Here is a 13089-nt window from a genome sequence, read left to right on the forward strand (position 1 = left end):
GCGTGATGGGTGTCGTGACCACAGCCGGGCCGGTAAGCTCGGGCGATAAAATCGTCGTCAGGACTCCGCCTCCGCCATACCGTGAGCTTGAAATGGTGTAACTCATTTTGAACGGCCCTCTGGTTTCGGGTCGCCGGTTCGCGGCCTGAGGCCTCAGTTTGCCAACCTCATCCAGGCTGAGAAGGCATCGATCGCCGCTTGCCGGGGGTGGCTTCCGTGAAGAATCGCACGCGATCAACGCGGTTGTCGCAGGACAATAGATCGCCATCTGCAGTGATGTCGTCTCGACGCTGCACTCGTCACCGCCCCGTCTGGCGAGCGCTTCTTCAGTATCTCGGCGTGCTACGCGGGGTCAGTGGAAGAGGGCACTCGGTCATCAGGCCCATCATGGAATATGGAACGCCGGTCGAGAACCGGTTTGCCGCGATCCCGGGCATGCGAGCGCTTCGCGGCCTCACTGTGAATGACGATATCGCGCATTCACAGTGAGCACGTCCCGCCTGGGTCGCTTAGCGCGCCTGGTATCGCCTTTACTCCACGATGCCGACCAGATCGTCGATGTCCTTCTGGATACGCATCTGTGCCTCTCGCACGGCGGCATCAGGTGTGTTGGCAACGAGTGGGAGCATCAACCCTGAACCCTTGAATTCGGCTTCGAAATGCACCCACGCTGCGTACGCGCAAACTCCGGAAGCTTTTTGCACGAGGTTCACCGTTACGTCATATGTGCGTCGCTTACCATGCTTGCGGGTGTACTGAAAACGAGTTAACAGTGGTTTGTACATCACGTTTCCTTGGCTTGGCCGCTTCTGGTTGACCTGTTTACTGGGGAGGCAGTGGTTCACTGCCCAGGGACGTTTGCCGGATGCCGCAGCGTGTCGTTAGCGATGTGCTGCGTCGTCCAAGGTTGAGGATCTGCCGAACGGGCAGCGAGGCATCGGTACACCCTCCACAAAAGCACTCGCACAGCGCACAGCAAACTCGTATGCACAGGTCTGGCTTGCGAACTCACCAAGATCGCCCAATGAGGTGGAGTCGCCGTCTTCCTTCAAAATGCAGGCGCGGGCGACGAACGTGTTGCCGGACCTTATCGTCGACGCCTGAATCGCTGCGCCACGGTGAAATAGAACCATTGCGTGTCCTCCGATCGCAGAATACGGAAGGGCATTGTAATGTTGTCAAATTCGCGAGTGGTAACTGTTACCTTTCCACATCAGGCGCTTAAGTATGACGAGAGGCGACGCCAAAGTTGGCGATATTGAGTCCAGCAGCGAAGCATTCCGGCCGATCGCATCGGCGGCTCCTTTCAACGCAAATATCGACACGTTGATTCAGGTTTCGTATGACACTGCAATCAACCTTTGTTGGTCTGCGCGAGCCACTGGTCGAGACTGACGGCAGCACGCTTCTGACGATGTTCATCACAGCAGCAGCTTGGCCCGTGCTTCACTAAAGCGGTGGCATTCATCCATCAGCCAGTTCGAAAATGCCGCTACACGCGCATTCTCCTCGCGACCAGTGAGCAGCATGTAGCGGGCCGGCGAGGGCACGAGGCGCCCGAAGATGTTGATGAGGCGGCCGTGCTCGAGCTCTTCGTAGACGAGCGCGGTGCGCGCCACGGCGACACCTTGATGACTCAAGGCCGCACTGATCGTCTCCGGTGGCTGGCCCTGATGGTTTAACAACCCCTCCAGACCTTTGCCCTTGCTCATCGCCGCTCACCAGATTGATTGGATCGCTACTTTAACCGGCCCAATGAGTCTATTTGCACCAGAGCCGGCAACAGCGCTGTCAGTGCCGATACGCGCTCCCTCAGCACTTCATGCAACTGACGGATCGCGGGAAAGAACTGCTTGCGATGCGTGCAGATCAGGTTCAGTGGCGCCGACTCTCCAGGCTGCTCGGGCATGAGTACTTCGAGTCGGCCCGTCTGCACGTCGGCGCACACGTCGAGCCAGGATTTGTACGCAATACCTTGGCCCTCGATCGCCCAGCGCCGTGCTACATCCGCATCGTCGCAAAAGAGCGACCCAGCGACAGCGAGCTGGCGGAGTTCGCCCCCCACGGGGAACACCCATTTGTCGTACACGCGGCCGCCCAGGACATAGAGCAGGCAGTGGTGGTCTGCCAGCTCGTCCAGCGTGCGCGGACGCCCATGCCGATGCAGATAGGCGGGCGACGCAACCAGCACACGCCGATTGTCGCCGGCAAGCGGCAGCGCGACATAGCTCGCGTTATCGGCGCGGCCGTAGCGGATGGCGATCTCGACCGGATCGCGAAACATGTCGGTCAGTTGATCGGACAAAAAAAGCCGCACCGACAGCTTCGGATGCGCCTCGCGAAACGCAGTGATCCAGGGCAGCAGAACATTGCGGCCCAGATCCGACGGCGCGGCGATTTGCAAAATCCCCTGCAGCGCATCCGCTGCGCCATGCAGGCATTCCCGCCCCTCCTGCAATGTCGCGAGCATCTGCTTCGCGTACGGCAGGTATTCCGCGCCCTGGGCAGTAAGCCGCAGGCTGCGCGTTGAGCGCGCGAACAAACGAACGTCGAGCTCGCGCTCGAGCCGCTGAATTGCCGCGCTGACCTGGCCTGGCAGCAGGGCCGCTTCGCGGGCGGCGTTCGAGAAGCTGCCCAGCGCGGCGGTTCGCACGAACAGCGCCAGGTCATCGAACCGAATCATTTTCATTCCCGTAGTGAAAGTTTTACCCGATTCTCCCTGTTTTTCGAAATGCTTGTGCAGCGCATCATCAAAGGCTGTCCGAGTCGCAAAGGCGGCTCGCCCTTCGAACGCCACGCTAGTAACGCAGATGAAAGCCATCGTTTACGACCAAACCGGGTTGCCGGCCGAAGATCCGCGCGCACTTTACGAAACGGAATTGCCGAAGCCCGAGCCAGGCCCGCACGATCTACTCGTGAAGATTCGCGCCATCGCGGTGAACCCTGTCGACGCCAAGGTCCGGGCGGGGCTTCTAGGCGATACGCCGCGCCTGCTCGGATGGGATGCCGTCGGGACGGTGGAGGCGGTCGGCGCGGCGGTCACACTCTTCAAGGTCGGCGACGGCGTGTTTTACGCCGGCTCCGTCACCCGCCCCGGCGCCTATGCCGAGTACAGCGTCGTCGACGAGCGCATCGCCGGTCATCAACCCACCACGCTCGATGACGCGCGCGCCGCTGCATTGCCGCTCACTTCAGTCACGGCGTGGGAACTGCTCTTCGATCGCCTCTGCGTTGCCGAGGGCGGCGGCGACGGTGACGCTCTTTTGATTATCGGCGCGGCCGGCGGCGTTGGCTCGATTCTCACCCAGCTCGCGCGGCAACTGACGAAGCTGCGCGTGATCGGCACGGCATCACGGCCGCAGACGCAAGAATGGGTTCGAGATCTGGGTGCGCACGACGTCATCGATCACACGCGCCCGCTGGCAGAAGAGCTACGCCGGATCGGCGTTGCGCAGGTGCGCTATGTCGCGAGCCTTACGCATACCGAGCTGCACTATCCGCAGATCGTCGAGGTGCTCGCGCCGCAAGGCAAGCTTGGCGTCATCGACGATCCGCAAACACTCGACGCTATGCCGCTCAAGTTGAAGGCGATCTCGCTGCACTGGGAACTCATGTTTACGCGCTCTTTATTCGAGACGCCGGATATGATCCGCCAGCACGAGATCCTCGAGCGCATCGCCGCGCTGATTGATGCCGGCACGCTGCGTACGACAGTCGGCGAGCATCTCGGGGCGATCAACGCAGAAAACCTGCGGCGCGCGCATGCCCTCATCGAAAGCAATCGCACGCGCGGCAAGATCGTTCTCGAAGGATTTTGAGTCGTCAACCGGCTTTCTGTTTCTGTTCCTTGTCGCCTCTATTGAAGATATCGCCATGCATACAAGCCGCGCACCTCGGTCTGCAGGGTGACGCTCGATCGTGACGGAAAAACCGGTTGTTGCGCGACTCAGCCGACGCGCTCGCCACGCTCATTACACGCTCACACATCGGGCAGGGTTGCCGCTCCGGCGCTACACTCATCACCCTTTGCCAAAGAGAAGTTCTCATGTCATCCGAAATTCGCGTAGTCGCAGTCGTTCAAGGCAAACCGGGTACCGCTAACGCGATCGAGCAGGTGCTATCGCGTTGTGTGGCGCCGAGTCGTGCCGAGGCGGGTTGCCTGTTTTATACGCCGCATCGCGACCTCAGTGGCGCCGAGCGTTTCGTCTTCTTCGAGCGCTGGGCAAGCCGTGCAGCGCTCGCCGAGCACGAGCGCACCGAGCACTTTAAAGAGCTGGTTCGCGAACTGACACCGCTAGTCGCACGGCCGCTCGACGTAACGATACTCGAGGCGCTAGTCGACGATTGAGCAGGTTCCGTCGCCGCGAGTGATTGGCTCGTGAGGCACCGCGAGGCGCCTCCTCGACACGACGAGGCACGCGACGGATTGTCGCAAATCCGCGCCTAACTTCTCAATCCTCCGGACCTCCTTGTGTCTCGACCGGTCACATTCTTTCATCAAGCTTAAGTCGACCGGTCATTTATCTTAAAGCAAGTGGATTTCATGCAAACCTTCACGTTTCAAAACCGCACAAAGATCAATTTCGGCAAAGGCCAGATTGCCGCGCTCGACGCGCAAGTGCCGCGCAACGCGCGCGCGTTGACCACATTGGGCGAGCACGGCGATGTCACGCCGGAAGTTAGCCGCAAGCTCTATCACGTGGCCGTTTAGGCCAGAAGCGGAGACAGTTCTACGATGAAGCTCACTAAAATCCTCCTGCTCGTGTGCGCCGCCTGCGCCTCGATTTCCGGTGCGGCGCTTGCCGACGACGGCACGCTTGCGCCTCGCGAAGCGCCCGCGAAGACCATTCCGGTGCCGACGGAAGTCAGCCCCCAATTGCAAAAGCTCATTGCTGCACCACTCAACCCCGCCTGGAATGTCTTGTGGACGACCGGCGAGCAATGGAGAACGGCTGCCGACGCACAGGCCGCGAAGACCATGCAGACACTGCCGGCCATGCGCGAGCGTCTGGGCGTGACGGTGCAGGCATCGACGATCAACGGCGTGAGGGTGCACATCGTGACGCCCAACGATATTCCGCCCGAACATCGCGACAAGGTGCTGATTCATATCCACGGCGGCTGCTACGAGCTTTACCCTGGCGAGTCGGGAACGGGCGAGGCCATCATCATGGCGGGTCTTGGTCACTACAAGGTCATTTCGGTCGACTACCGCATGCCGCCCGAGGCTTATTTCCCCGCGGCGCTCGACGACGTCGAGACTGTGTATAAGTCAGTGCTCCAGACGAACGCTCCGAAGAATGTGGGCGTTTTCGGGACCTCGGCCGGCGGCGCGCTCGTGCTCGAGCTGATGCTGCGCGCGAAGCAGGAAGGGCTGAAAATGCCGGGTGCGATCGCGCCCGGTACGCCGATGTCCGACCTGACGAAGACTGGCGATTCGTTCTATACGAATGAAAAGGTGGACAACGTGCTGGTGTCGCCCAACGGGTTCTGCCATGCCGCGGCAGTTGTCTACGCGCACGGTCATGATCTGAAGGACCCGCTGCTTTCGCCCGTCTACGGCGATATGCATGACTTCCCGCCGGCGATCCTGACCACGGGGACACGCGACTTGCTGCTCAGCAACACGGTCCGTGTGCACCAGAAGCTTCAGCAGTCTGGCGTCGATGCACAACTCGAGGTTTTCGACGGAATGTCGCACGCTCAGTATCAGATGGATGATCGCGTGCCGGAGGACAAAGCTGCGTTCGCGGAAATCACTCAATTCTTCGACAAGCATCTCGGCCATTGATCCCCGTTCAAGAGAAGCGCTGTTGCTCCTCTTGAAGGTTTGCGAGACCGATCCCGACAGGATTTCCCGGGGCCGGTCTCGTGGCGTCGCATGACGGGCCGTGAACGGTCCTTCGCGGTCGCGCAGTCAACGCCGGTGGAGCGGTTCAGCTCAAGGAATTGTCTGCCTCACACCACTTCATCTAGCAGCGGGTAGTCGTTGTAGCCGGATTCGTCGTCCGCGTAGATGGTTTCCGGATTAACTGCATTCAGAGGCGCGCCGCGTCGAAAGCGCTCCACCAGATCCGGATTGGCGATAAACGGACGCCCAAACGCTGCCGCGTCTGCATCGCCGCGTTCGATGGCCAGTTCCGCACTCTCCCTCGTCAGCCCTTCATTGAGGATGTAGGCTCCTCTGAAGATACGCCGCACGTCACGGCCGATGCGATCGTCGCCGCGATCCAGCGCTTCGCGCGCGAAAATGAAAGCGATGTTGCGCGCGTTGAGTTGTTCGGCAACGTAAGTGAACAGCGCGCGCGGATCGGAGTCGCGCATCGAGTATGAACTCGACATCAGGTTCAGATGCACGCCGACGCGGTCCGCGGGCCACACCGTGAGCACCGCATCGATTGCCTCCAGCAGGAAGCGCGCGCGGTTCTCGATCGAGCCGCCGTAACGGTCGGTCCGCAGGTTCGATCCGTCGTGCAGAAACTGATCGAACAGGTAGCCGTTTGCCGCGTGAAGCTCGACACCATCGAACCCCGCGCGTTGTGCGTTTGCAGCGCCCACCCGGAAATCCTCGACGATGCCGGGAATCTCTTCGGTCTCCAGCGCGCGCGGTACGGTGTACGGGCGCTGAGGCCGAACACGGGTGACATGGCCTTCTGTTGCAATGGCACTGGGGGCGACCGGAAGCTGGCCGTCGTGATAGATCGGGTCGGACACTCGCCCGACGTGCCACAACTGGGAGACGATCAAGCCACCCGCCTCGTGTACTGCTGAAGTCACCTCTTTCCAGCCGGCAATCTGCTTTTCCGTCCAGATGCCCGGCGTGTTGGGATAGCCAACGCCCTGAGGCGTGACGGACGTGGCTTCGGTAATGACGAGCCCTGCGCTCGCACGCAGCGCGTAGTGATGCGCGTTGAGGGCGCCTGGACTGCGCTCGGCGAACGCACGCATCCGCGTGAGCGGTGCCATGACAATGCGGTTCGACAACTTCAGCGCGCCAATCTGGAGGGGATCGAAGAGTGTGGACATCTGCGGGCTTCTCATTTCGGTGTTGAGGGTAGCAAGAACGGCTGCTCCGTTTCCATTGGCTACGGAATGTGGCACGCCCTACGTTTATCGTCACAACGTATGTGTTGTAACAATAGTTGTTACAACATAAACCATCTAGGCGACCGACGCAAGTCTCTTGTCATGAACGGTTGCCGTCGTTAAGACGCGAATCGCGCGAGCGAGGTGGCCTTGGCACACCAATGAGACCATGTGTAGCGCGTGAAAACCTCCGTCTCTTAAGGCGGGGAATGCGCTTGGTCGCCGGGTTCATCAAGCGTGTCGGGATTGACTACCCATGATGTAACGAATATAGTTACAACTAAATTGACTAACGCGGGCTTTCTATGAGCGCTAACAGCCGCTTGACCGTGGCGACCCACATCCTGGCGTGGATGGCGCTCGTCGCACGGCGCAGTTCTGAACCGGTCACGTCTGATCGGATCGCTGCGAGTGTCAACACCAACCCAGTGGTGATTCGTCGTACGCTTGGCTTGCTTGCAAAAGGCGGGCTCGTCGAGAGCTATCGCGGTGTCAACGCGGGATGGCGTCTGGCGAGGAGTGCGGACGCCATCAGTTTGCTTGACGTCTTTAATGCACTTGAAGAGGGCGCGCGCTTCGCGCTGCACCCTTCGAAACCCAGTCAGGTGTGCCCCGTCGGTCGGGGCATCGGGTCAACGCTGAGCCACGTCTATGATTCGATCGACGAGGGCGTTCGAAAGACGCTTGCCGCCACGACGATCGAAGCGGTACTCACAGACACGCTTGCATCGCAACCATCGAAAAAGCGCGGCTGAATTCGAGTGGGTTGTCGGAGCACATTGGCCCCAAGGAGTGAGAACGAATCGTCGCCAATTGGGCAAGGGTGGGGCTCCCGGTCAATTGTGATTGCCGAAAGTTTCAGGTTGTGCCACTTACTGCCCTTTGCGCGCTGTGACTGATTGACGTCAGCGCGCGCCCGGCGCCTCGTTGCTCCACGGCGATGATGGCTACGCTTTGGCGCGCTTGCGCGCCGTTCGCGTAACCGCTGACTTCTGAAAAGCCGCGCATTGGTCGGTGACGCTCTGCAGCTGATCCGGACCCGCCGTAATCGCACCTAGCAACGTCATTACGACAAAATCGATCAGCTTTGGTACCGCCACTTTGGTGTCCGCGCGCGGCGCGCGGTTCGCCAGGATCAGGGTGGCGAGACCATGCTCCATACTCCACGCGGCGTGGGTCACGAGCTTGAGATCGGAGGCGGCCCAACCACTCTCGATAGCCAGCGCCTCGATCGTCTCGGAAAACAAGCCAAAAGATCTGTTACTTTCCTCGGCGAGCTCTGGATACGCTTGATGCGCCACGATGCGAGGCCCGATCATCAGACTGAACAGCCCATTTTGGCGCTGCGCGAACTCAACATACACCCGCATCATCCGGTACGCTTTGGCAAGCGCTGTATCCTCGCTGTCACGGATCGCGACGCGCAGCGCAGCGAGGTCGCGATAACCGCTTGCCGCGATCGTGGCCAGCAGTTCGTCGATACCCGAAAAATGTCGCGAGGGTGCGGCTTCTGATACGCCCACCATGCGTGCGAGGTAACGCAGGCTCAAGTCTTGTGCCGATACCTCCATGAGCGCGCTGCGCCCTGCTTCGACGAGCGCGTTGCGCAGATTGCCATGGTGGTAATCCGCATTCTTCGGGATAGCTGACTTGGGAGTCACGTGACCTTCGTTCGAGGAGCAAAACAAGGCAATGATTATAAATTCTACGTAGACAAGCACGCAATATCGCGGATCACGCGATAAACAAGCGTGTGTCGCTACCCGCATTCTAGCGGCGCAGTTGCGCGGCTGGGCGTCGGGATACATCGCATGCTTGGCCGCTCTGAGGTGCGCCGTGCCCGGAGCGGCTTTTCGGTGCGCAACGCGGACACTTGCCACGAGCACGTAGGCATCGACCAGTCACGCCGCGATACGTGGTTGCGTTTAGTCGGACCGTGCTTCCGCAAGAACAGCGGTGTCGATCTCCTTCGCGAAAGGTGGCGGGCCGCCGACCAGGATGCCCGTGTCGACCGCATTGCGGATTTCGACATCCGCCAGGCCTACTTCGCGGAACACCTGCTCGTTGTGTTCGCCGCGAAACGCCGGGGCGCTGCGCATTCCAAGCTCGTCATCGGAAAAGCGCCATGGATAGCCGTGGATGAGATACGAGCCGCCGCGGCGATCCGGGATCTCGTGCACCGCACCCCACTGCTTCGCCCAATCGGTCTCGGCCAATTCCTTCAGCGTACGGATCTCGCCTATCGCGATCTTGGCCTCGTCGAGTTGTGCATCGAGCGTCCTGAGATCGCGGAACGAGAGCATCCACGTCTGGATTACTGCGTGCAGCGCCTTGTAGTTCTGCAGGCGGCGCTCAGCGGTGCTGAAGCGTGGATCCTGCGCAAGGTCCATACGGCGCATGGCGCGCAAGTAATTCGGAAACGTGTTGCTGCCGATGATGCTTTGCGCCGCCACAAATTCTTCGCCGCCGGGGCCGACGAAATGCGGGCCGTCGGCGGCGCCGAGGATACCCGGCTCGGCGCCCGTATCGACACCCGCGAGGTCAAGGTGAGCGCGTTCGTTGATCGACAGCATCACGGCAGCCATCGCGACGTCGATGTATTGGCCGCGTCCGGTCACTTCACGTTTGCGCATCGCCGCGAGCACGGCGATAGTCGCCTGGAGGCCCGCATAGACGTCCGCGTGCGACAGGGGATCGGTCCACTTGGGGCCATCGCTAGCGCTCTGGAAATGGCGCAATGTGTTGTGCGTGAATCCCGTTTCAGCCTGCACAGTCGGCGCGTAGGCCATGCGTGAGGCCCAGGGACCGCGCTGGCCGTATCCGGTGATCGATACGTAGACCAGCTTTGGATTGCGGCTCGCGAGGGTCTCGTAGTCGAGTCCAAACCCCTTGAGCGTGCCGGCCCGAAAATTCTCTACGACGATGTCCGCCTCGTCGCACAGGCGTAGCACAAGCTCGCGCGCATGCGGCGCGTTCAGATCGATGCTGACGTTGCGCTTGCCGCTATTCTGCTGCGCGTAGTAGCCGGACATGCCGTCGCGATTCGGAAATGCGGCTCGCGACACATCGGGCCGCGGCGGCTCGATCTTGATAACGTCGGCGCCGAGATCGGCCAGCGTGCGGGCACACAGCGGACCCGCCAGCACCCGCGAAAAATCGACGACCTTGAGTCCTTCTAGCGGTCCGGCCATGTCAGTTCCCTTCGAAAATGGCGGTACCTGGGCCGGCCTTATCGAAAGCCTCCAATCCGCGCTTTAGATCCTGCGACGCCCAGATCGGCTTTTGCAGTTCGAACATCGCTTCGTCGGCGGCAGCGAGCCCCTCGTTGACCGCGACCCGCACGAGCTGCTTGGTCGCGGCGTGCGCGACGGTTGGGCCGGCCGCCAGTTCCTGCGCAACCGACAACGCGACTTCGTCGAGTTTGTCGTCGGGTACGACGAGATTGATGAGGCCCCACCGTTCGAGCGTCGCCGCGTCGTAACGGCGGCCGAGCATCGCGAGCTCTTTCGCACGCGCCGGGCCGGCACGCATCACCTGACGCTGAATGCCACCGAGCAGCGGATGCAAGCCGAGCGCGACCTCGACCGATCCGATCCTGGCTGATGCGGCGACCACGCTGAAGTCGCAGGCGAGCGCCACTTCGAAGCCACCGCCAAGGCATGTACCGTTCACTGCGACGACGATCGGGATCGGTAGTGTCTCGAAGCCGCGAAGCACCTCGAGCGGGTCCACCAGCGCCTTGCCTTGCGTGGTAATGCGATCCGGAAAAAGTGACACCTCGGCACCCGCCGAGAAGTGCCGCAGACCGCTGCGCAGCAGGATCGCGCGCGAGCCGCGTTTCACCGCCTCGTCGAATTCATCGAGTAGCGCGCGATACAGCGTCGGACCCATCAGGTTATGAGGGCGACGGTTCATCGTAAGAACCGTCACATGACCCTTCAGTTCCTTTAGAACAATTGCTTCGTCCATTCTTGCTCCATTTCGCCAGATCCAGACGTTCTCTGTCTGTATGTTAACAAGCATAACATGTGGGTGGGATATTGATACCAGCGTTTCCCCTGGCTGAAACAGGTAACAGCAAGAGAGGTGGAAAATGCAACCACGCTACGACTGGACTCGAGGCGGGCTTCGAGTATTCGAACGTTGTAAGGCAGTCTTTGATGCAATATACGAAGTATGACGAACTAAAACAGCGCGTCACGATCGATACGATGAACGTTTGTCCATCAAGGCCTGAGGTCGATCCTGTCAGTGAGTAGAGGCACGAAAGTCACACTGATGGAATGCTGGCTGCTCCATCGTGAAGAGCGCCCGCACTGTCATGAAGTGCGGGCGGCGGCCTCGGTAGTCTCCAGGGAGTATCTCAGTCTTCGACGCCCGCGACGACGCGCGCGTCCCTTTCGGCTCCGTTCCCCAGTACAGCCAACGCTTTCTGGTACGCCTCACTCTGAAACGTAGCAAGAGCCTGTTCGAAGCTCGGAAACTCGACCACGACGGTCCGTTCCTTGAGACCCGCCTGGAACGCAACAACCTCTCCGCCTCGCACCAGGAATTTTCCGCCCGCCGCTTTCACCACCTGTGTCGCGAGGACGCCGTATGCCGCGAGCTTGCTCGTGTCATGAATCGCCCGATACGCTGCCACCCAATATCCCTTGGTCATTTCGATTCCTCAATTGAAAGAAGACCTGGGCATAGTAACACCGTTAACATAAAGATCCATGAGGGTTATTCCTGGCCTCGAAAGTGGATGCAAGCGTTTGGATAACGGTGTTAACATGTGGCCATGCGATGACTCAACGCCAACCTTTTCGCGGAGAACCTCATGCCGTACACGACGATCAATCCTGCTACGGGCGAACTGCTCGCCACCTACGAGGACATATCCAACTCCTTGCTCGAAGCGAAGCTCGCTGCCGCGCAGCGCGCTTTCGAAACCGACTGGCGCCGCCGTCCGGTTAGCGATCGGGCACGCATTGTGTCGCGCGCCGCGGCGCTGTTGCGGGACAAGGCCGACGAATACGCGGGCTATCTGACGCTGGAAATGGGCAAGCGCGCCGGCGAGGCACGCAAGGAAGTGGAGTCGTCGGCGAGCATTCTCGACTACTACGCAAATCATGCGCACGCGTATCTGCAACCGCGCCCGCTCGCGGAAGCACCCGGCGCAGCCGTGCACATCGAGCCAATCGGCGTGCTCTTTGGCATCGAGCCGTGGAATTTTCCGTATTACCAGATTGCGCGGGTAGCCGGGCCGCAACTGATGGTGGGCAACGTGCTGCTGCTCAAGCACGCGGAAAGCGTGCCGCAGTCGGCGCTGGCCTTCGCTCGACTGTTCGAGGAGGCAGGCGCGCCCGCAGGCGTATATACGAATCTGTTTATCTCGATCGAGCAGGCCGGCCGCGTCATCGACGACCCGCGCGTCCAGGGCGTGACCCTGACGGGCAGCGAGCGCGCCGGTGCCGCCGTCGCCGAGCGTGCCGGCCGCAATCTGAAGAAGGTCGTGCTCGAACTGGGCGGCAGCGACCCATTCATCGTGCTCGAAGATGCGCCGCTCGACTGGGCGATCCAAAGCGCGGTTGCGGGCCGCATGCTCAATGCGGGTCAATGCTGCGTTGGTTCCAAACGCATCATCGTGGTTGGCAAGGCGCGCGGGAACGCTTTCCTCGAAGGCTTCGCGAAGCGGATGGCAGCGCTCGAGACGGGCGACCCAGCCGATCCGGCGACCGCCGTCGCCCCGCTTTCGTCCGAGCGTGCATTGACTCTGCTGCTCGAGCAGATCGAGCGCGCGGCTTCGCACGGCGCACGCATCGTGTGTGGCGGCACGCGCGTTGAACGCCCGGGTTTCTACTTGCAACCAACCGTCCTGACCGACATCTCGCCGCAAAATCCGGTCTTCGCCGAAGAACTGTTCGGCCCGGTCGCCGCTTTCCACGTCGTCGAGGACGAAGCCGCCGCGATTGCGCTCGCCAACGGCACGCCGTACGGTCTCGGTGCGTCGGTGTTCAC

General features: G+C 60.9%; 14 protein-coding genes. 6 read left to right on the forward strand and 8 right to left on the reverse strand.

Translation table 11 applies throughout. From position 1 onward, the window contains the following. Window positions 1–530: 530 nt before the first annotated feature. The 3 genes from QOC89_RS10670 to QOC89_RS10680 all read right to left on the reverse strand — a co-directional run bounded on the left by QOC89_RS10670 (window position 531) and on the right by QOC89_RS10680 (window position 2683). A complete protein-coding gene (locus tag QOC89_RS10670; protein WP_323044977.1) occupies window positions 531–785 on the reverse strand; it encodes a hypothetical protein in 255 nt (84 codons plus the stop codon). 636 nt (window positions 786–1421) lie between these two features. After that, window positions 1422–1712 carry a hypothetical protein gene (locus tag QOC89_RS10675; RefSeq protein WP_323044978.1) on the reverse strand — a complete coding sequence of 97 codons (291 nt, stop codon included), beginning with the start codon at window positions 1710–1712 and terminating at the stop codon, window positions 1422–1424. A 26-nt stretch (window positions 1713–1738) separates the two neighbouring features. Beyond that, on the reverse strand, window positions 1739–2683 hold the full coding sequence (locus QOC89_RS10680) for a LysR family transcriptional regulator (RefSeq protein ID WP_323044979.1): 945 nt from the start codon (window positions 2681–2683) through the stop codon (window positions 1739–1741). 127 nt (window positions 2684–2810) lie between these two features. On the opposite strand from QOC89_RS10680, the gene QOC89_RS10685 reads away from it, so the two are divergent. From QOC89_RS10685 to QOC89_RS10700, 4 genes are all read left to right on the forward strand, one after another. After that, entirely contained in the window at window positions 2811–3818 is a 1008-nt protein-coding gene (locus tag QOC89_RS10685; RefSeq protein WP_323044980.1) for a zinc-binding alcohol dehydrogenase family protein, read from the forward strand. A gap of 227 nt (window positions 3819–4045) precedes the next feature. After that, on the forward strand, window positions 4046–4348 hold the full coding sequence (locus QOC89_RS10690) for a putative quinol monooxygenase (RefSeq protein WP_323044981.1): 303 nt from the start codon (window positions 4046–4048) through the stop codon (window positions 4346–4348). Between the two features lie 195 nt (window positions 4349–4543). Next, window positions 4544–4711 carry a hypothetical protein gene (locus tag QOC89_RS10695; protein ID WP_323044982.1) on the forward strand — a complete coding sequence of 56 codons (168 nt, stop codon included), beginning with the start codon at window positions 4544–4546 and terminating at the stop codon, window positions 4709–4711. Window positions 4712–4735: 24 nt separating this feature from the next. Continuing rightward, window positions 4736–5791 (forward strand): alpha/beta hydrolase, encoded by a 1056-nt coding sequence (locus QOC89_RS10700; RefSeq protein WP_323044983.1) that lies wholly within the window; start codon window positions 4736–4738, stop codon window positions 5789–5791. Between the two features lie 167 nt (window positions 5792–5958). Here QOC89_RS10700 and QOC89_RS10705 read toward each other — a convergent pair whose 3' ends face one another. Then, on the reverse strand, window positions 5959–7026 hold the full coding sequence (locus QOC89_RS10705; RefSeq protein ID WP_323044984.1) for an alkene reductase: 1068 nt from the start codon (window positions 7024–7026) through the stop codon (window positions 5959–5961). A gap of 383 nt (window positions 7027–7409) precedes the next feature. Here QOC89_RS10705 and QOC89_RS10710 point away from each other — a divergent pair, with 383 nt between their 5' ends. Further along, complete coding sequence (locus QOC89_RS10710; RefSeq protein ID WP_323044985.1) at window positions 7410–7841, forward strand: Rrf2 family transcriptional regulator; 432 nt, start codon at window positions 7410–7412, stop codon at window positions 7839–7841. Window positions 7842–8033: 192 nt separating this feature from the next. On the opposite strand, the gene QOC89_RS10715 is transcribed toward QOC89_RS10710, so the two are convergent. The 4 genes from QOC89_RS10715 to QOC89_RS10730 all read right to left on the reverse strand — a co-directional run bounded on the left by QOC89_RS10715 (window position 8034) and on the right by QOC89_RS10730 (window position 11746). Further along, on the reverse strand, window positions 8034–8807 hold the full coding sequence (locus QOC89_RS10715; RefSeq protein ID WP_323044986.1) for a TetR/AcrR family transcriptional regulator: 774 nt from the start codon (window positions 8805–8807) through the stop codon (window positions 8034–8036). A gap of 204 nt (window positions 8808–9011) precedes the next feature. Further along, complete coding sequence (locus QOC89_RS10720; RefSeq protein WP_323044987.1) at window positions 9012–10277, reverse strand: CoA transferase; 1266 nt, start codon at window positions 10275–10277, stop codon at window positions 9012–9014. A gap of 1 nt (window position 10278) precedes the next feature. Then, window positions 10279–11055, reverse strand: a complete 777-nt coding sequence (locus QOC89_RS10725) for an enoyl-CoA hydratase/isomerase family protein (protein ID WP_323044988.1) — start codon at window positions 11053–11055, stop codon at window positions 10279–10281. A gap of 394 nt (window positions 11056–11449) precedes the next feature. Continuing rightward, window positions 11450–11746, reverse strand: a complete 297-nt coding sequence (locus tag QOC89_RS10730; RefSeq protein ID WP_323044989.1) for a DUF1330 domain-containing protein — start codon at window positions 11744–11746, stop codon at window positions 11450–11452. A gap of 162 nt (window positions 11747–11908) precedes the next feature. On the opposite strand from QOC89_RS10730, the gene QOC89_RS10735 reads away from it, so the two are divergent. After that, a partial coding sequence (locus QOC89_RS10735) for an aldehyde dehydrogenase family protein (RefSeq protein WP_323044990.1) occupies window positions 11909–13089 on the forward strand: 1181 nt, incomplete at its 3' end.

Source organism: Paraburkholderia sp., assembly GCF_034668105.1.
Classification (GTDB): Bacteria; Pseudomonadota; Gammaproteobacteria; order Burkholderiales; family Burkholderiaceae; genus Paraburkholderia.

Coding starts and splice junctions, on each gene's coding strand:
- QOC89_RS10720 (WP_323044987.1), bottom strand. CDS start 10,277: ATGGCCGGACCGCTAGAAGGACTCAAGGTCGTCGATTTTTCGCGGGTG.
- QOC89_RS10670 (WP_323044977.1), bottom strand. CDS start 785: ATGTACAAACCACTGTTAACTCGTTTTCAGTACACCCGCAAGCATGGT.
- QOC89_RS10700 (WP_323044983.1), top strand. CDS start 4,736: ATGAAGCTCACTAAAATCCTCCTGCTCGTGTGCGCCGCCTGCGCCTCG.
- QOC89_RS10725 (WP_323044988.1), bottom strand. CDS start 11,055: ATGGACGAAGCAATTGTTCTAAAGGAACTGAAGGGTCATGTGACGGTT.
- QOC89_RS10705 (WP_323044984.1), bottom strand. CDS start 7,026: ATGTCCACACTCTTCGATCCCCTCCAGATTGGCGCGCTGAAGTTGTCG.
- QOC89_RS10730 (WP_323044989.1), bottom strand. CDS start 11,746: ATGACCAAGGGATATTGGGTGGCAGCGTATCGGGCGATTCATGACACG.
- QOC89_RS10685 (WP_323044980.1), top strand. CDS start 2,811: ATGAAAGCCATCGTTTACGACCAAACCGGGTTGCCGGCCGAAGATCCG.
- QOC89_RS10680 (WP_323044979.1), bottom strand. CDS start 2,683: ATGATTCGGTTCGATGACCTGGCGCTGTTCGTGCGAACCGCCGCGCTG.
- QOC89_RS10675 (WP_323044978.1), bottom strand. CDS start 1,712: ATGAGCAAGGGCAAAGGTCTGGAGGGGTTGTTAAACCATCAGGGCCAG.
- QOC89_RS10690 (WP_323044981.1), top strand. CDS start 4,046: ATGTCATCCGAAATTCGCGTAGTCGCAGTCGTTCAAGGCAAACCGGGT.
- QOC89_RS10695 (WP_323044982.1), top strand. CDS start 4,544: ATGCAAACCTTCACGTTTCAAAACCGCACAAAGATCAATTTCGGCAAA.